Genomic DNA, 18,322 nt, shown 5'->3' on the forward strand with positions numbered 1-18,322 from the left:
TGGCCGGTGGCGGGCGTGGGCGTGGCGCTACTCGTCGTCGGCGGGAGCATTGACGCGCACGGCCATGTTTCCGGCCGGGTGCTGGTTGTCGTGCATGAGCTGGTGGAACTTCCCGATGTCCGCGAAGTCGCCGACCTGGCTGAGACAGGGATCGACATATCCCTTGTCGACGAGCTGGGTGAGTTCATGGCACTGGCGGAGGTTGAAGCCGTGCGAACCCTGCAGCCGCTTCTGCCGCATCCACAGGAACCTGAGGTCGACATCGCTGTGATAGCCGGTCGTGGCACCGCAGATGACGACCATTCCCGCGCTGTCGCACAGATACATCGAGGTGGGAATGGTGTTCTGTCCGACGTGCTCGAAAACGATCCTGGGGGCCCGGCGCTCACCGAGCTTGTCCCAGAACGCGCTCCCGAATCGCCTGACTTCCTTCAGCCATTCCCCGTAGGCGTTCGCGTCCTGGATGTCCGGAAGCCGGCCCCAGTGGTGGAAGTCGTTGCGATTGAGCACGCCATGGGCGCCCAGCTTCATGCAGTAGTCGGCGCGTTCGTCGCTCGAGACGACGGCGATCGGCACACCGCCGAGCGCCCGGGTGATCTGGATGGCCATGCAGCCGAGCCCGCCCGAGCCACCCCAGATCAGGACCGGGTCACCGGGCCGGACGACATTCGGCTGCCAGCCGGTCAGCTGCCGGTACGCGGTGGCACCCGACAGGACGTACGCCGCTGCCTCCGTCCACGACAGCCGCTCCGGCTTCGGGACGCACATGTAGTCGTTCACCAGCGCGAACTGGGCGAAGGCGCCGAAGTTCGTCTCATAGCCCCAGGCCAGATTGGAGGCCGAGGTCATGGGATCCGCTCCCAGCCTGATGTCCTGTGCCGTCTCGTCCCACACGCCGCCGGAGATGACCGCGTGGTCACCGACCTTGACGTTGCGCACGCCCTCGCCGACGGCCCAGACGATTCCCGAGCACTCGGATCCGCCTATGTGGAAGTTCTCGGCCTCGCCCTTGCGCCGACGGGCCCCGATGACGTCGACCGGCTTGCCGAGCGCGGCCCACACGTTGTTGTAGTTGATTCCCGCGGCCATCACGTACAGCAGGACCTGTCCCCGCCCGACGGGGGGAACGTCGACGACCTCGGTCTGGAAAGCCTGGTCGGGAAGACCGAATCGCTCGGGCCTGATGACCGATGCGTACATTTTCTCCGGCACCACGCCGGTGGGCGGCATCTCACCGAGTCCGTACAGTTCCTTCATGCTGACATCCCTCACATTCTCGGAATATGGACCAATGCGTCCGGGCTGATGTCCGCGAGCCTTGTGCGCTCTGCTAGTTCGTCGTCGGTGCGGAGGCCAGCATCCGCTCCACCGCCGCCAGTACGTCGCTCGTCGCCGCCGCGGCCGCGGGGACCACGTCGGCCATGAGGAGATAGCCGTGCACCAGGCCCGGCGCCGGGACGTGGTGCACCGCGACACCGGCGGCGGCCAGCCGGGCCGCCAGCTCGACGCCTTCGTCGTGCAGCGCGTCGAACTCGGCGGTGCCCAGCACGGTGGGAGGCAGCCCGCGGTGGTCGGCGTTGAGCAGGTCGATCGCCGGGTCGGAGCGGCGCTCCGGATCCTGCACGTACTGGTCGTAGTACCACCGCAGGTCATCGGCCTCCGCCAGGTAGCCCGAGCCGTACTTCTGCATGGACTCCGACTTCATGTCCGGGTCCGCTGCCGGGTACATGAGCAGCTGCGCGGCGAACTCGACGCCGTCGTGGTCCCGTTGGTGCAGGGCGATCCCCAGGGACAGACTTCCCCCTGCGCTGTCGCCGGCGATCACGTGCGCCCGTCCGGGGAACGAGCGGGCCGCCCATCGCGCGGCGGCGATCCCGTCCTGGAGCGGGCCCGGATGCGGGTGTTCCGGCGCGCGCCGGTAGTCGACGGAGACGACGACGGCTCCGAGGGCGGCGGCGACCCGACGGCACACCGGGTCGTGGGTGTCCACGTCACCGGCCATCCAGCCCCCGCCGTGCAGATACGTCACGAGGCGGCCCCGGTCGGTCACCGGCAGATACGTCCGGACACCGAACGTGCCGTCGTGGGCGTCGATCTGCCGGTCCGTGACCGCGGCCACGGGGTCCGGCGCGGCACGACGGCGCGAGCCGGCCGCCCCGTCGGCGTAGCGGCGGCGTACTTGTTCCACGGTGAGCGTGCGTGCCGGTGCCGGTCGATCGGCTGCCTGCCACTGGATCAGGGCGCGGATGAAACGGTCGATGGGCACGAGAGTCTCCTCGGATCGCACCAGCGCGGGAATCAACGGTCACACCCGCCCGGGCGCCGGTGCGGGGAATGCGGATGCGGTGCGGCGGCCTCGCGGGCCGCCCGGCGTCCGGCCACCGCTCCCGGTCGCGTCCGGACGGGTCAGCGGCCGGTTCGCGGTGAGGCGCGGCGCCGTCCTTTCCTGCTCCGTCCGGCGGAGTCCGGCGTCACCACTCGATCAGCGTGAGACCGATCGAGACGCCGCCGCCCATGCCGAGCATCAGGATCTGGTCACCTCGGCGCAGGGCCCCGGTGCGGGCCGCCCGGTCCAGGGTCAACGGGACCGACGCGGAGCCGGTGTTGCCGTACTCACCGACCGTGCGGTGCAGTGTGGCGTTCGGCAGGTCCAGCCTCGACACCAGGTCGTCGAGCATGACACCGTTCGGCTGGTGCGGGACCACATGGGCGATGTCGGCCGGCTGTACCGCGCTGTCGTGCAGGAACTGCTTCACCAGACCCGGCACGGTGGCGTTGCCGAACTCCCTGGCGGTCCGTCCGTCCATCGCGAAGTAGTGCAGACCTGCTTCGTGCGTCGCGGGGTCGTAGGGCTGCCTGCTGCCGCCCGCCGGAACCCGGATCAGCTCGGTCATGTCACTGAAGAAGTGGAACGCCGACGCCCGGATGCCCCGGCCGGAGCCGGCCGGACCCACGACCGCCGCACCGGCGCCGTCGCCGAACAGGATGACGGACTTCGGATCGGCGGGGTTGAGGATCCGCGAGTACACGTCGGCCCCTATGACCAGCCCGTGACCGCCGCTTCGGGCGACGATCGCCTGGACCGCGTCGAGCGCGTAGACGAACCCGGCGCACACGGCGTTCACGTCGAACGCCGCGACGTTCGTCCCGGCCCCGTCCAGGTTCCGGTGCACGAAGGCCGCCGTCGCCGGCTGCTGCTGGTCGGGCGTCGAGGTGGCGACGACGATGGTGGTCAGCTGGTCCGCGGTGATCCCGGCGGATTCCAGCGCCCGTCGCGCGGCGACGGTGGCGAGATCGGAGGTGGCCTGGCCCGGTTCGGCCCAACGCCGTTCGCGGATGGCCGTCTTCCGCAGGATCCAGGCGTCGTCGACACCGGCGGGCCCACCGACTTCGGCGTTGGACACCACGCGGTCCGGCACACAGGACCCGGTGCCGAGGAGTGCGACGGGAGCCGCATGCACGCTCATCGGCGGTCTCATTCCGTGACGTCGGCGGGCAGGGGGAAGTCCGTGGTGACCTCGGACCAGTCCGGCACGGACTCGATCTCGATCACGGCCGCGGTCAGCGAGTAGCCACCGCCGGCGCTGGTCAGGAGCACGTGGTCGCCCGGCTGGACCGCCTTCGTCTCGATCAGCCGGGTCACGCCCGCGAGCAGGTCGCCGGAGCCCAGGTGCCCGGTGTAACGGCCCCAGTCCATCAGCGTGCGGTCGGCCGTGATGCCCAGCGGCTGGAGGAACTGAACCTGCATCAGGCCGTGTCCCATGTGGGGCGTCAGGATCTTGGCGAAGTCGTCGATCTTGTGGCCCGTCTTGTCGAGCACCGAGCCGACGAGGGTCTGCAACGCCACCTCGCAGCGCTGCAGGACCGACTCCTTGCCGACCTCCTCCAGATACGACTTCTTCGGTGTGCGCAGATCGTGGAGGAACTCCCCGTAGGCGGAGGTGAACGGCTGGCTGCCGCGCCACAGCGGTTCCAGGGTGGCGTCGGTGAGCGACTCGATGGCGTGGACGCGGGCGAAGCCGCCGGTGGTGGAGAGCACCATGCCCGTGGCGGCGTCACCGCCGACGATGCCGTACGCCCCGCGCCACCGGTTGACGCCGGGCTCGGCGAACCGGTCCGCGGTGGTGACCATGGCGCTCGTCCCCCGGCCCGCCTGGAGCTGGCCCACCGCGTAGTCCAGCGCCGCCATGCCGCCGTTCGACAGCCCGTCCAGGTTCACCGAGAAGGCGTCGACGATTCCGAGTTCGCGCTGGATGTAGGCCGAGGAGGTCCAGCCCCAGTCGCGGCCCTGGTGGTAGAGGGACGCGTGCACCAGCAGGTCCACATGGTCGCCGACCACGTCCGCGGCCCGGTCGAGGGCCCGGCGTCCGGCTATCACCCCCATGTCCGGAACCGTGATGTCGTCCTTGGCGACCGGCAGGCAGACGATGTTGTTGACCTCGAGATCGGCCTCGGCGTATTTGCCGCTCGCCACCGCTTTTTTCGCCGATTCCGCGGGCGGAATCCAGGCCGCAGCCGACGTGATGAAGACAGGGGTGCTCATTTTCTGCTCCTCCGAGTTCGATGCCCGTCGAGTCGACAGCTGTGGGGCACTGAAATGCCGGACCGATCCGGCAGCGAGATCGCGAACACGACGCGCGATGCCGCGCTGTTCCCCATCATGGGCGGGCATCGGAATATGGCCAACGCTACAGCGTCCGGCCCGGAGGTTCGCATATGAATTTCTCATGAGTCGCAGTTAATCCTGCACGGGACCCGGGCACCCTGACCGGCACCTGACGATTACGAGCACCAATTGAAGATTACCGTCGAGTAAGGATCTCTGCCCGGGTCGCGTGCGTATTTCACGCCGTGAGATGAGGAACTCAGGCGCGGTTGTTCGTGGCCTGTGCGAGGAGTCCGTCGACGAAGGCCCGCAGAGCCTGGGGATAGGTGTCCTGCCAGGACAGCTCCGCCCACTGGTCGCCGAGGGCGGACAGGTGCGGCATCCGGGCCACGGCGGGGTTGCCGGCGGCGGCGGCGCGGTCGGCGGACCGCTGGTACTCCTCGCGCTGGCGGGCGGAGTGCGCGCGGACGAGGATCTCGCCGACCGTGTAGTACCAGAGGTTGCGGAAGACGTGCACGGCCTGCTCGGGCGTGCACCCGTAGTCGACGGCCCCCGCCACGATGGTCTCGACCAGCCAGAGGGCCGAGTCGCCGAGCCGGGCGATGAATCCGTCCGCGGTGAGGACCTCCGCGGCCCACGGCCAGGCCGCGAGACCGTCGTGGACCGCGGTGATGGACGCGACGATGCGCTCCCGCGGGTCGCTGGGCAGGTCGGGGTGGGGGATCTGCTCCGCGTACTCGTGGATCAACAGGAAGAGCAGGTCCTCCTTGTCCCGTACGTGGTGGTAGAGGGTCGTCGCCCCGATACCGATCTCGGCGGCGAGCCGACGGATGGTCAGTTTCTCCCAGCCGTCCTGCTCGATGAGCCGGCGGGTCGCGGCCAGGATCTGCGTACGGGAGGTCACGGGCGGGCGGCCGACGCGGCCGTGCGGTGCATTGGTTCGGGACACCGTTCCATCATGCCTTTCCGTGAAACCGGATCGTTCCGGGCCGGGCGCGCTCGACAGCCGGCCGCACCCGGTGATAATTTCAGAACGTGTTCGAAAAATCTCCCGGACGTAGTAGAGGGACTGGCTTACGGTGACTGAGACGGAATCAACCGGCGAGAAGCCGGTGGTCGTAGAGGGTGCCGCCCGGGCAGGCTTGATTCTTGCCGCGGTGGCGGTCGTGCAGTTCATGGTGTCGCTGGATCTGTCGGTCGTGAACGTCGCGCTCCCGGACATCGGCTCCGACCTCGGCTTCAGCGAGGTGGGCCTGACCTGGGTGATTCACGCGTACGCCCTCGCCTTCGGCGGGCTGCTGCTGCTCGGCGGCAAGGTCGCCGACCGGTACGGCCGCAAGCGGATCCTGATGATCGGACTCCCACTGTTCGGCCTGGGATCCCTCATCGGCGGCTTCGCGCAGGAACCCGGCCAGCTGGTGGCCGCCCGCGCCGCGCAGGGTGTCGGGGCCGCCGCACTCGCCCCGGCCGCGCTGGCGCTGCTGGCCTCGACCTTCCCCGAGGGCAAGCCCCGCGTGAAGGCCTTCGGCGTATGGAGCGCGATGAACGCCGCCGGCGGCGCCCTCGGCGTTCTGATCGGCGGCCTGCTCACCGAGTACGCGGGCTGGGAATGGGTGATGTTCGTCAACGTCCCCCTGGTCGCCGTCGCGATGTACCTGGCGGCGCGCGGCGTCGCCGCCGACCGGGTCGCCGCCCACCGCGGCAGCCCGGACGTGCTGGGCGCCGTGCTGGCCACGGCGGGCATGACCCTGCTCGTGTTCGGTGTCATCCGCACCGACCGGCATCCCTGGGGCTCGTCCGAAACCCTGACGACCCTGGCGGTCGCCGTCCTTCTGCTGGCCGCGTTCGTCTTCGTCGAGAAGACCACCTCCCGCGACCCGCTGATCCGGCTCGGGCTGTTCACGAACCGGTCGGTCGCCGGCGCGAACCTGTACACGCTGTTCCTCGGCGGCGCCATGGCCTCGGCCTTCTATTTCGTCTCTCTGTACCTCCAGCGCGTCCTGGGCAGCGGGCCGGCCAGGACCGGCGTCCAGTTCCTGCCGTTCGCGTTCGGTGTGGTCATCGGCTCCGTCCTCGCCGTCAAGCTCGGCTACAAGTTCGCTCCCCGCAACCTCCTGATCGGCGGCGGGGTGCTGACCGCCGTCGGCTTCGCCTGGTTCGGTCTGATCAGCGCGGACGGCTCCTTCGCCGTCGACGTCCTGGGCCCGTCGATCGTCGCCAGCGTCGGCATCGGGCTCTGCCTCGCACCGGCCGTCTCCATCGCGACCGCCGGTGTCGCGGCCCACGAGACGGGTGCCGCCTCCGGCCTGCTCAACAGCACACGCCAGATCGGCGCCTCGCTCGGACTGGCCGCCCTCGGCACCGCCGCCAACAACCGCACCGGTGACACGCTCACGCCCGGCTCCCTGAACGACGGATACGCGCTCGGTATGACTCTCGGCGCCGTGGTCGTGCTCGGCGCCGTCCTCCTTGCTGTCGTCGTCCTGCCCCGCGCGGCGGTGCCGGCGACAGAGCAAGGCAGCCAGGACATGCTCGCCGACCAGGCCTGACCCACCGTGCCGCACCAGCGAAGGCCGCCGATCCGGGTGACCTGACCGCTGGTGCGGCACAGTCGTGTCCGGGCGCCGCGCATCCGGTGCCGTCCTTCCGGCCGGGGTTCTCCAGGGCCTCCGCGGGAGGGCGTGAACGGGCACGACGCCCCGGCGGCCCGCCGCCGTGCCCCGTCCGCCGGGCCGGCCGGACCCGCGGTGCCGCGGCCACCGGGCACCGGCCCGGTATTGATTTCTCCATTCCGCATATGCGAAACGCATGGACGCATATGCGGAAATAATCTGTTGCAGCACAATCTCCGGCTGGTACCGTCGAGATCGTTCCGCAGAATAGGGCCGGTATCCGGCGGGACATCCGCAATCATCGGGTACCGAGTCGTCGGTGCGGTCATTTTACCTGGAGGATGGGCTGTGCCACCCCGAGCTGCAACGGAAAATACTCCCTGGGAAAAAGTGGCAGAGTCCATCGAATTCATTCCCGCGGAGTATTCCAGTAGAATCCATTCGGAATCCGTGGCGCAGGAGATGTTGCGCTGTGACGCGCCGGAGATCGACCGACTGGTGGACGCGGGTCTGCCCTTCGAGCACCGGTCGGGCGTGCGCCATTTCGACGTGAACGACCTGTACAACCTCGGCATGTATTCGGGCAGGGGGAACACCCAGCCGGAGCTGGCCTTCCGCATGCTCTTCCGCTTCGCCGGCCGTCCGGTCGACGACCTGCTGCGCGAGAAGTCCTGGGACTTCCGGGTCCGGCTGGACTGCGTCGCGTGCGACGGAACCGCACCGTGGCGTTTCGAAGCCCCGGACGTCGAACGCTTCGGCGGGCGTGTCGTCGGCGGGGCGGCGCCGGAGCCGAGCAGGGGATCGGCCGAGTACGCGGCGACGATCACCACGACGGGCGCCCGGACCCCCCTCGTCTCCTCCGAACTGCGGCGCCTGACCCGCGAGTACCTCGGCGCCGGATACCGGTGGCAGATGATCCCCGTCGCCATGCAGGCCGACTACGAGTCGGTGCACGCGCTGGGGGCGACGAGCTGTATCGCGGCGAGCCTGCTGCTGGCCGAGCGCTTCCGTGCGGCCGGTTACCGGGCCGAGGCGAAACGAGGCTGGTTCTGCGGCGTGCTCGGCGGTGCCCTCGACCTGCCGCACGCGTGCGTGGAGGTCGAGGACGAGGACGGCCTGTGCAAGACCGTCGACATCGCCAAGGCGCAGCTGGCCGCGCGACTGTCGCCGGACACCGGGGACTTCCAGGAGCTGTGCGTCGGGTCGATCTACAACAAGGTGATCCCGTCCACCGCTTCAGGTAATGCGTCCTTCGGCCATCACGAATGTGGTTCACCGCTGTCGGTCCAGGTGCGCGCGGACATTCGTGCGGCGCGTTGAAGCTGAACTCTTGAACCACTCCGTTGGGAAGGACGAGCGAAATGGCGGTACGTGAGGTCCAACCGGTTCGCCTCGACACGAACCGGTTGGAGCAGCTGGCCGAGTCCGGCTACTACAACCCCTACACGATGTTCGACTGGCCCGGTTCCATCGAGCCCGGCCTGCCGTGGATGAGCGAGAGCCTGACCACGCTGGCCGGCACGCCCATGTGGGACGAGCTGACGCGTGAGCAGCAGATCGCGCTGACCAGGTACGAGTCGATCAACTTCTTCAGCCTCAACATCCACGGCATACGTGAGCTGATGACCGAAGTCGTGATGCGCATCCACGAGCCGGCCTACGCGAACGTCTCGGAGTTCCTGCACCACTTCATCGGTGAGGAAAACGAGCACATGTGGTTCTTCGCGAAGTTCTGCCTGCGGTACGGCGGCAAGCTGTATCCCGCGCAGCCGACGCTGAAGGCCGGCTCGGTCGACCACCTGTCGCGGGTGGCCCGCGAGGTGATCGTGTTCGCGCGCATCCTGATCTTCGAGGAGATCGTCGACTACTACAACGCGCACATGGCGACCGACCAGTCGCTGCCGCACATCGCCCGGGAGATCAACCGGGTGCACCATGTGGACGAGAGCAGGCACGTCGCGTTCGGCCGCATGATCTTCACCGAGCTGCTGAAGCAGGTGGCCGAGCGCGACAAGGACGAGATACCGGTGATCGCCGAGTACCTCGAGAGCTATCTGCAGTACAGCATCGGCACCCTCTACAACCCGGCCGCCTACCGCGACGCGGGCATCCCGGACGCGCTCGCGCTGCGGCGGCGCGCGCTGGAGCACCCGGCCCGGGTGGAGGCGCACGAGCAGGTACTGAAGCGGACGAGGAAGTTCCTTTCGAAGTCCGGTGTGGGCAGGGAGGACATCAAGTGACGGGCGAACCCATGCAGGCGGTCCGGGAGTTCATCCTCGGCCGCAACCCCAAGCTCGACCAGCTGCCCGAGGATCTGGATCTGATCGACAGCAGGGCCATCAACTCGCTGGCCTTCGTCGAGTTCATGTTCCTGCTGGAGGAGCTGACGGGGGACCCGATCGACCCGGAGGACGTGGATCTGGACGACTTCCGCACCCTCACCGCGCTGGAAGCCCGATTCTTCAAGAAGGAAGCAGCCCGATGACCACAGCGACCGACAACGGCCTGGGAGTGCTCGACGGCAGCCAGCTGCGGTTGCTGCGGGCGATCGACGCGGTCTTCCTCCGCCTGGCCGAAGGCTGGGACGCGGCGGAGTTCCGGTTCCCGTTCCTGATGCGGTGCAAGGACCTCGACACCTTCGACTACTACGACAACTTCCCGCACCTGGGCCTCGCCGCGACCCGGCTCGACCCTCAGCGTCTGGGTGCCCTGCTGGCGGAGTCACCCCGCCCGGTCGACCGGATGCCGACCGAGGTGATGGAGCCCACCGCGTTCGCACTGCCCTCCGCGGCGTGCTACTCGATCTATCTCGACCTGGCGGGTTCGACGCTGCCGGCCGAGGGCACGATGCGGACCACGGTCGGCACCTGTTTCCGCAACGAGGACCACTACCGGGGCCTGCAGCGGCTCCTCGGCTTCTCCATGCGGGAGATCGTCTGCGTCGGACCGGAAGAGGTGGCCAAGAACCACCTGCTCCGCGCCAAGGACGCCGTGACGACACTGTTCGCCGAGCTCGGGCTGGACCACAAGGTCGAAGTCGCCACCGACCCCTTCTTCGACAAGGACAGCGGCAAGGCGAAGATGCAGCGGCTGTTCCCGGTGAAGGAGGAGTTCGTCGTCAACGGCCTGGCGATCGGCTCCGTCAACTACCACCGGAACTTCTTCGGGGAGCGCTGCGCCATCCAGGCCGGTGAGGAGCCGGCGCACACCAGCTGCCTCGCCTTCGGCCTGGAGCGCTGGGTGCACACCCTGACCGAGCGGTTCGGCAGCGCCGACGCCGCGGCGGCCGCGGTCGAGAGCCTGAGCTGATGCGTTCGACGGCGGCAGGAGTGCTCGGCCTGGACGTGAGCCTGCTGCAGTCGGGCATGGGCGGGGTCGCGGGGTCGGAGTTGGCGTGCGCCGTGTCCAACGCCGGCGCCGCGGGCTGCGCGGGTGGTTACAAGCTGGTCGGCGGAGCCCTCTCCGCCATGCTCGACCGGCTGACCACGGGTACCGACCGGCCTGTCGGCGTGAATCTGATCCCGGAGGTCGTCGGACCGGACGAGCTCGACCGCCAGGTGGCACAGGTCCTCGACGAGACGCCGGAGCGCGTGCATCTGTCCTTCTTCGGCATGCCGGGTGACGCGGTGTTCGACCGCGTCGCCGCGGCGGGCCGGCAGCTGGTGGTCCAGGTCGGGACCGTCGCGGACGCTGTGCACGCGGCCGAGCGGGGTGCCGTGGTCGTGGTCCAGGGCACCGAGGCCGGCGGTCATCTCCTCGGCACGTCGACGCGTGACGAGCTTCTCACCGCGTTGCGCGAGCGGTGCCCGGACGCCTGCCTCGTCGCGGCGGGCGGGATCGGCTCGCCCGCCGACGCCGCCCCGGCCCTCGCTGCCGGAGCCGACGGCGTGCTGCTCGGCACCGCGTTCGTCGTCGCGCACGAATCGCGGGCCCACGACCGGTTCAAGGCGGCGGTGACCGCCGCCGACGCGAGCGCCACCGTGATCACGGACGTCTACGAGATCGGGTGGCCGGGGCGCCGGCACCGTGTGCTGGCGACCGACGTGACCGCCGACCCGGCGCAGCCCAAGAAGTTCATCGGCAGGACGGTGGTCGAGGGCAAGACGTACCTGGTTCCGCGCTTCAGTTCGGCAGTACCGACCCGTACCACCAGCGGCCGGATCGAGGAGATGGCGATGTACTGCGGCCAGTCCTGCGGTGCCCTCTCCGACGAGACCTCGGCGGCGGACATCGTCGCCGCGTTCGCGCGCGTCCTGCCGGGCCCCCAATTCGCTGAAGACACGAAAAGGACGGAAAGCCATGTCAGCCGGTGAAGAGCAGGACCACCACGATCTGTCGTACCGCGACACGCCGCGCATCGTCACCCGCGAGGGCGTGGAACTCTATTACGAGTCCAGCGGTGAAGGCACGGCCATCACGTGCCTCAACAACTTCTTCATCACCAGCCCGTTCTGGCGTGAGTACACCGAGGAACTCGTCCAGCACCACCGCGTCGTGACCTACGACCTGTGCAACCACGGCGCCTCCTCGCGTCTCCCGCAGGAGCCGACCTGGGAGGAACACGCCGCGGACGTGATCGGACTCCTCGACGCGCTGGAGATCGAGTCCACGTACCTCATCGGCACCTCGGCCTCCACACAGCTCGCCAGGGACGTGGCGCTGGAGTACCCGGACCGGGTCAAGGGACTTGTCCTGGCCGGACCGGTCTTCGGCACGAAGGGCATGCGGCGGCACCGGCAGCTGAACCGGTCGTGGCTGCTGACGCTGAAGAGCCACGGCACGGCCGCGCTGTACGCCCAGATGTATCCCGAGGTGATCAGCGGCGAAATGAACGAGGAATCCGGCACGCCGGGCTTCCTGGGACTGCGCGAGAGCTTCATGGCGATGTCCACCCCCGAGGAACTCACCAACGGCCTGACCCTCGTCCAGTCGGGCGACACCAGCCCCGAGCTGCTGTCCCGCGTCCAGGCGCCGACGGTGATCGTCCTCGGCGACGACGACATCCTGCTGAGCCCGACGCGCGGTCACGAGGTGGCCGCCCTGTTCGCCGACGGCCGCTGCGAGATCATGCCGAACGCCGGCCATGTGCCGTTCCTCGACGACCCCGAGGGCTTCCAGGCGATCGTCCGCAAGTTCATCGAGGAAGCGGAATCGCATGCCTGACGAGGCACCCAAGGCCAGGCAGCGCATCCGGGAGCTGCTGGACGACCTCCTGGGCAGCGACCAGTTCACCGCCCGGGTCGCGGACACCGCCTCGCTGCGCGAGGCGGGACTGTCCTCCAACGCGCTGGTCAGCCTGCTGGTGGCCATGGAGGACGCGTTCGGCTTCGAGTGGGAGGACGACGTCCAGCCGGAAGCGCTGCGCTCGATCGACTCGCTGGCGGCCCACGTCGCGTCGCTGCACAACTGAAGGACACACGGTGGCTGTTGAGCTGAGCGTTCCCGCGGGTGCGGCACCGGAGACAGTGATCGGATGTCATCCGGTGCCGTGGCCGCACGGAGTGGCTCAGCAGTTCGCCGCGGGCCGCCGTGCGGCCGCCGCGGCTCTGGCCTCGGCCGGGTCGGCCGACCGGACCGTGCTCCGTCAGCCCGACGGCAGTCCGCGCTTCCCGGAAGGATTCGCCGGCTCCATCTCCCACACCGAACACCTGGCGGTCGCGGTGGTGGTCCCCGGCGCCCGGGCGGTGGGGACCGACATCGAGGACGCGGCCGTCGGTCCTCGCGTGGCCCGGTTCGTCCTGCGTGAAAGGGAACGGCGCCTGCTGCTCCCCCCGATCGGAGAGTACACAGCGCGAGAGCTGTTCGCCGCCAAGGAAGCAGCCTTCAAGGCCCTGAACGGCACCGGCCCACAGAACGAGTTCCTGTTCTGGAGAATCGAACTCACTCAGTCCGACGGCGCGTTGACCGCGTCGCACCGCGGCGACCCGGTTCCGGTGTGGGTTCGCTCGGAGGCAGATTTTTCGTTCGCCGTGGCGATACGGCGTTGAACTCTACGATTCGCCCTGTCCTTTCGGGCCCATACCTGTCGGAGGGAGAGTGCAGCGAATGGGGGAAAGAAGCGCAATGAATCGCGAGATTCTCGAAGTCGTCAATGAACTGTTCTGTCGCGAACTTCAGGTACCTGAAATCAACCCCGATGTCCCGCTGGTGGACTACGGCCTGGATTCCATTCGCTCGGTCAGTCTGATCGTCGAGATGGAAGCCAGGTTCGACTGCCGCATCTCGGACGAACAGGCGGCCTCGATGCAGACGCTGCGCGAGGTCGTGGACCAGGTCACCGCATCACTGGCAGTGCGGGTCAGGCAAGGAGACAGCGAGGCATGAACGCCGATTCTGGTTTCGCGCGGTACGCCCGGCCGGAGTTCGCCCGGCTCTTGCGGGCGTTGCATCTGGACGTGACCTACCTCGCCGGGCAGGGCGATCACCTGACCCGGGAACTGCGGGGCTCGCAGCACCACTCCGACACCGAGGGGCAGGTGCTCGACCTCGTCGGCGGCGCGGGCTCCTCCCTGTTCGGGCACAACCACCCGGCGCTGCTCGACGTGGCGCGGCGCTGCCTCGACGCACGGATCCCGTTCAACGCACAGGCCAGTATCCGGCCGGGTGCGGCCGAGCTGGCGGAACGGCTGTCGGCGGCGGTCGGAGCCACGACCGGTGCCGACTACGTCGTCACCCTCGGGAACACCGGAGCGGAGGCCGTCGAAGCCGCGGTGAAACACGCCACCGTCGAGCACCGACGGCGGCTCGGCGCACTGCAGGAGGAGGTCGAACTGTCCCTGCGGCGCGTGCGGCGCGACGGCCTCGCGGACGTCCCCTGCGCGGACGGACCCGCGGCCGGCCGCCCGTGCGCGGAGGTGCTGAGCGAGGCTCTCGACCGGATCGCCGAACTGCGGCGGACGGACCCGGTCTTCGTCTCGCTGCGCAACGCCTTCCACGGGAAGACGGCGGGAGCGGGCACGCTGACGCACGGTGGCAACGTGCCGGCGGATCTCCACGTACCCGGTCCGCGGCACCGTCGGCTGAGCGACTGGACGCCCGAGGCTGTGGTGACCGCGCTCGACTCCGAACACGTCCCGGTCCACACGGTCAGTGTCGACTCCTCCGGAGTGCCGCACTCCGCCGTCCGCCGGCTGTCGCCGGTGGCCGCCTGCTTCGTCGAACCCATCCAGGGCGAGTCCGGGGTGCACGAGGTCCCGGCCGGGACACTCGCCGCCCTGCGTGAGCTTGCCGACCGGCACGAGGCGGCGCTGGTGTTCGACGAGATCCAGTGCGGCATGGGGCGGACGGGCACCTTCCTCGCGTCCGAGGGCTCAGGGGTGGTCGCCGACTACTACCTGTTCTCGAAGTCCCTCGGGGGCGGCCTGGCCAAGATCTCCGCCATGCTGGTCACCGAGAACCGCTACGTACCGGAATTCGGCCGCCACCACACCTCCACCTTCGCCGACGACGACTTCTCGTCGCGCATCGCGACGGCCACGCTGGACCTCTCCCTCGCCTACCGCGACCGCATCACCGAGATCGGCACGCTCCTGCGGGACCGGCTGACGGAGGTGGCGGCCCGGTGGCCGGACGCCATTGTCGAGGTACGCGGCCGCGGGCTGCTCCTGGGCGTCGAATTCGCGTTGCCGCAGCCCGAATCGGGCCTGCTGCGCGAGGTGTTCGACTCCGAGTCGCTCGGCTACCTGATCGCCGGCCGGCTGCTGCACACACACCGGATCAGGGTCATCCCCACCCTGTCCGCCCCCACGACGGTGCGCGTCCAGCCGTCGGCGCTGCTGGAGACGGCGGACGTGGACCGTGTCGCCGCCGCGTTCGACGACGTCGCCGCACTGCTCTCCCGCGGCGAGTACACGACACTGCTGGAGCATCTGACCGTCCCGCCGGCCGGTGCGTGGCAGCCGCCGCACCATGTCCCGCTGCCCCGCCGTGACCGGCCCGTACAGCAGGGCGGGCGCCGGGCCGAGGTGCCGCGCGTCGCGTTCCTGGCCAACCTGGACGTCCCGGGCAAGCTGTGGCACATGGCGCCGGAGCTGGCCGACTGGTCGGACGAACAGTGCGAGGCCGCTCTCGACCGGATGTGGGGTGAACTGGACCCCTTCGAGGTCGCCCGGCACCGCATCACCTCCGAGGGACGGGGCGAGGTCGAGGTCGTCATGGTGGCGGCACCCTTCACCGCCGCCCAGGCCAACGCCGCCCTGCGGTCGGGTCAGGGGGCGTGGCTGCGCCGCACGGTGCTCGACGCGGTGGAACTGGGTGTCTCGCTCGGTGCCGGAGTCATCGGCCTCGGAGGACACACCTCGATCGTCACCAACGCGGCCCGTGACGTGGTCGAGAGCGACATCCGGGTGACGTCGGGCAACTCGCTGACCGCCGCCTGCGCCTACGACCTGCTCCGGCTGCAGCTGGCCGAGTCCGCCGCCGGTGAACGCCGCGTCGGTCTCGTCGGCGCGATCGGCAACATCGGCGCCGTGATGGCCGAACTCATCGCCCCGCACTGCGAGTCGATGGTGCTGGTCGGCCGGCCCGGCTCGGCACGGCGGCTCAGGACCGTCGCCGAACGGCTCGCCGCCCACCAGGTCGACGTCTCGGTGGCCGAGGACATGGACGCCCTGCGGGACTGCCCGATCGTGGTCAGCGCCACCAACTCGGCGGACCCGGTGATCCTGCCCCACCACCTCTCCGGCGACGGGAAGGTGCTCGTCTGCGACCTCGCCGTCCCCGGCGACGTGCACCCGGCGGTGGCCGGCATGGCGAACGTGACGCTGGTGTCCGGCGGCCGCATCCAGCTTCCCGGTATGCAGACCCCCCATTTCCCGGGCATCACGCTGCCACCCGGCATCGTGTACTCCTGCATGGCCGAAACGATGCTGCTCGGCATCGAGGCGGGGACCACGAGCCCGTCCTACGGCGGTCTCACCTCGGCCGGTGTGCTGGCCGCCCGGGATCTCGCCGTCCGGCACGGGTTCCACCCCGCGCGCATCGTCTCCGACGACGTCTCCGTACAGCCGTGGATCGTCGATCAGTCCAGCACTCTCAAGGAGCACATCGGATGACCGGACTTCGCCCGCGTTTCCCGAGCATCTTGCACGCTTTGGTGGGACACGCGGAACGCGGCTCGGACGGATCGCACGTGACGCTGATCCCGGAACCGGGCCAAGAGGTGACCCTGCGGTACGACGCTCTCGTCGAGAGCGCCGCACGGTGCGCGGCGGCGCTGGCCGACCGCGGTGTCGGCCGCGGCGACCGAGTGGTCCTCTGCCTGCCGACGGGACCGCAGTTCCTCACCGCCTTCTTCGGCACCCAGCTGCTCGGAGCCATGCCGACAGCGATCTCGCTGCCCATCTCCTTCGGGGGAGCGGCGGGGTTCGAGGGCCAGCTGAAGGATCTCGTGGGCTATCTGCGGCCGGCCGCGATCATCACCACGCCGGCGGTGATCGAGGTCCTGCCCAATCTCGTCGACGACACCCACCTGATCGACAGCGAGGTGCTCTACGCACGCGCCACCGCGAGTGGAGCGCCGATGCACCCGATCCGCCTGCCCGACGGCGACGATCTGTCGCTGATCCAGTGCACCTCCGGTTCGACGGGCCGGCCCAAGGGCGTCATGATCTCGCACGCCAATCTCGCCGCCAACTGCGAGCAGTTCGTCGGCGCGCTGGGCTGGACGAGCACGGACACGACCGTCAACTGGGCCCCGCTGTACCACGACATGGGCCTGATCACGGGAATCCTGTGCCCGGTCTACTCCGGCGGGAGCGCGGTGCTTATGCCGCCCACGCGCTTCCTGCGCGCACCCGCCGAGTGGTTGCGGCACATCAGCAACCACCACGGCACGGTCTCGGCGGCGCCGAACTTCGCCTACGGCTATGTGACCGCCCGGGCACGCGACGAGGAACTCGAGGGAGTGGACCTGTCGTCCTGGCGGGTGGCGCTCTGCGGAGCGGAACCCATCCAGCCCGGCACCGTGCGGCGCTTCGCCGACCGCTTCACCCGGTGGGGCCTGCCCTCCACGGCGTTCACCCCGGCCTACGGCATGGCCGAGGCCACGCTGGTCATCACCAGCACCCGGCCGGAGGGCAGGTTCGGGTCCGACACCATCGACCGGCAGGCCGCCGTCGCCGACGCGCGAGCGATCGATGTCGACCCGGCCCGCGAGGACGCGCTCCACGTCGTCGACTGCGGTGAGCCGGTCGCCGGCACGGAGGTGCGCATCGTGGACGGGGCCGGTCATCGCCTGGCGGAGAACCAGATCGGCCACGTCCAGTTCCGCAGCCCCTCGCGCACGGTCGGGTACTTCGATCTGCCGCAGGAGACCGCCGCGGCGATCGACGAGCCGGACTGGTGGAAGACCGGTGACATCGGCTATCTGCGGGACGGCGGTCTGCGGATCACCGGCCGGGCCAAGGACCTGGTGGTCATCCGGGGTGCCAACTACTTCCCCTCCGATTTCGAGCAGGCCGCGGAGACCGTGCCCGGGGTCCGCCTCGGCGCCGTGATCGCCGTCGGATACTGCCACGACGACAGCGACTCGGAGGAACTCCACCTGATCGTCGAGACGGAGCTGGACAGCGACCGGCACGACGAGCTGCGCCGGTCCGTCCTGGCAGCCGTCAGCTCCCGTACCGGTGTCCGGGCCGCCGCGATCCACCTCGTACCGAAGCGGAGCATCCCGAAGACGACCAGCGGGAAGCTGCAGCGGTCGAAGGCGCGGGAGAAGTTCGTCGAAGGGTGGACGCCGCGGCCCCGGCCGTGACCGGACAGCGGAACCGTACGGCTGAGGCGCACTCCTGGGCGTGGCCTCGCCGGCGTCCGTCCGCCCGTCGTCGGGGCGCCCGGCGCTCACCCGGTCACCGCGGAAGCCGTCACACCTGCACCCGCGGGCGTGCCGTACGCACCTGCATCCGCGGGCGTGCCGTACGCACCTGCATCCGCGGGCGTGCCGTACGCACCTGCATCCGCGGGCGTGCCGTACGCACCTGCATCCGCGGGCGTGCCGTACGCACCTGCATCCGCGGGCGTGCCGTACGCACCTGCATCCGCGGGCGTGCCGTACGCACCTGCATCCGCGGGCGTGCCGTACGCACCTGCATCCGCGGGCGTGCCG

18 protein-coding genes are annotated in these 18,322 nt (G+C 69.5%); 12 read left to right on the forward strand and 6 right to left on the reverse strand.

Translation table 11 applies throughout. The annotated features are described in order from the left end of the window. Positions 1-27: 27 nt before the first annotated feature. The 5 genes from ccrA to AC069T_RS26040 form a co-directional block, all read right to left on the reverse strand. The gene (gene ccrA, locus AC069T_RS26020) at positions 28-1,257 is read right to left on the reverse strand and encodes a crotonyl-CoA carboxylase/reductase (protein ID WP_478785024.1); all 1,230 of its coding nucleotides are present in this window, start codon (positions 1,255-1,257) and stop codon (positions 28-30) included. Between the two features lie 73 nt (positions 1,258-1,330). After that, positions 1,331-2,266 carry an alpha/beta hydrolase gene (locus tag AC069T_RS26025; RefSeq protein WP_478785025.1) on the reverse strand — a complete coding sequence of 312 codons (936 nt, stop codon included), beginning with the start codon at positions 2,264-2,266 and terminating at the stop codon, positions 1,331-1,333. Between the two features lie 205 nt (positions 2,267-2,471). Further along, positions 2,472-3,467 carry a 3-oxoacyl-ACP synthase III family protein gene (locus AC069T_RS26030; RefSeq protein ID WP_478785026.1) on the reverse strand — a complete coding sequence of 332 codons (996 nt, stop codon included), beginning with the start codon at positions 3,465-3,467 and terminating at the stop codon, positions 2,472-2,474. Positions 3,468-3,475: 8 nt separating this feature from the next. Next, positions 3,476-4,543, reverse strand: coding sequence for a ketoacyl-ACP synthase III family protein (locus AC069T_RS26035; protein ID WP_478785027.1), 1,068 nt, complete (start codon positions 4,541-4,543; stop codon positions 3,476-3,478). 322 nt (positions 4,544-4,865) lie between these two features. After that, on the reverse strand, positions 4,866-5,555 hold the full coding sequence (locus AC069T_RS26040; protein WP_478785028.1) for a TetR/AcrR family transcriptional regulator: 690 nt from the start codon (positions 5,553-5,555) through the stop codon (positions 4,866-4,868). A 130-nt stretch (positions 5,556-5,685) separates the two neighbouring features. Between AC069T_RS26040 and AC069T_RS26045 the strand changes: the two genes are divergently transcribed. The 12 genes from AC069T_RS26045 to AC069T_RS26100 all read left to right on the forward strand — a co-directional run bounded on the left by AC069T_RS26045 (position 5,686) and on the right by AC069T_RS26100 (position 17,971). Next, a complete protein-coding gene (locus AC069T_RS26045) occupies positions 5,686-7,155 on the forward strand; it encodes an MFS transporter (protein ID WP_478785029.1) in 1,470 nt (489 codons plus the stop codon). A 513-nt stretch (positions 7,156-7,668) separates the two neighbouring features. After that, positions 7,669-8,538 carry a hypothetical protein gene (locus AC069T_RS26050; protein ID WP_478785030.1) on the forward strand — a complete coding sequence of 290 codons (870 nt, stop codon included), beginning with the start codon at positions 7,669-7,671 and terminating at the stop codon, positions 8,536-8,538. Between the two features lie 41 nt (positions 8,539-8,579). Continuing rightward, entirely contained in the window at positions 8,580-9,458 is an 879-nt protein-coding gene (locus AC069T_RS26055; RefSeq protein ID WP_478785031.1) for a diiron oxygenase, read from the forward strand. After that, positions 9,455-9,703, forward strand: a complete 249-nt coding sequence (locus tag AC069T_RS26060; RefSeq protein ID WP_476749876.1) for an acyl carrier protein — start codon at positions 9,455-9,457, stop codon at positions 9,701-9,703. The genes AC069T_RS26055 and AC069T_RS26060 overlap by 4 nt, the downstream gene beginning before the upstream one ends. Further along, a complete protein-coding gene (locus AC069T_RS26065) occupies positions 9,700-10,527 on the forward strand; it encodes an aminoacyl--tRNA ligase-related protein (RefSeq protein ID WP_478785032.1) in 828 nt (275 codons plus the stop codon). The genes AC069T_RS26060 and AC069T_RS26065 overlap by 4 nt, the downstream gene beginning before the upstream one ends. Continuing rightward, complete coding sequence (locus AC069T_RS26070) at positions 10,527-11,531, forward strand: NAD(P)H-dependent flavin oxidoreductase (RefSeq protein ID WP_478785033.1); 1,005 nt, start codon at positions 10,527-10,529, stop codon at positions 11,529-11,531. The genes AC069T_RS26065 and AC069T_RS26070 overlap by 1 nt, the downstream gene beginning before the upstream one ends. Beyond that, the gene (locus tag AC069T_RS26075) at positions 11,518-12,381 is read left to right on the forward strand and encodes an alpha/beta fold hydrolase (RefSeq protein WP_478785034.1); all 864 of its coding nucleotides are present in this window, start codon (positions 11,518-11,520) and stop codon (positions 12,379-12,381) included. The genes AC069T_RS26070 and AC069T_RS26075 overlap by 14 nt, the downstream gene beginning before the upstream one ends. Further along, positions 12,374-12,628, forward strand: coding sequence for a phosphopantetheine-binding protein (locus AC069T_RS26080; protein WP_478785035.1), 255 nt, complete (start codon positions 12,374-12,376; stop codon positions 12,626-12,628). The genes AC069T_RS26075 and AC069T_RS26080 overlap by 8 nt, the downstream gene beginning before the upstream one ends. Positions 12,629-12,638: 10 nt before the next feature. Further along, the gene (locus AC069T_RS26085; protein WP_478785036.1) at positions 12,639-13,205 is read left to right on the forward strand and encodes a 4'-phosphopantetheinyl transferase superfamily protein; all 567 of its coding nucleotides are present in this window, start codon (positions 12,639-12,641) and stop codon (positions 13,203-13,205) included. A gap of 76 nt (positions 13,206-13,281) precedes the next feature. Next, complete coding sequence (locus AC069T_RS26090) at positions 13,282-13,542, forward strand: acyl carrier protein (RefSeq protein WP_478785037.1); 261 nt, start codon at positions 13,282-13,284, stop codon at positions 13,540-13,542. Then, positions 13,539-16,271 (forward strand): aminotransferase class III-fold pyridoxal phosphate-dependent enzyme, encoded by a 2,733-nt coding sequence (locus AC069T_RS26095; protein ID WP_478785038.1) that lies wholly within the window; start codon positions 13,539-13,541, stop codon positions 16,269-16,271. The genes AC069T_RS26090 and AC069T_RS26095 overlap by 4 nt, the downstream gene beginning before the upstream one ends. A gap of 77 nt (positions 16,272-16,348) precedes the next feature. Next, positions 16,349-17,971 carry a fatty acyl-AMP ligase gene (locus tag AC069T_RS26100; RefSeq protein WP_478785039.1) on the forward strand — a complete coding sequence of 541 codons (1,623 nt, stop codon included), beginning with the start codon at positions 16,349-16,351 and terminating at the stop codon, positions 17,969-17,971. A gap of 109 nt (positions 17,972-18,080) precedes the next feature. On the opposite strand, the gene AC069T_RS26105 is transcribed toward AC069T_RS26100, so the two are convergent. Then, on the reverse strand, positions 18,081-18,322 hold a 242-nt coding region (locus AC069T_RS26105), incomplete at its 5' end, for a hypothetical protein (protein WP_478785040.1).

This window comes from Streptomyces sp. NPDC043867 (assembly GCF_056435845.1).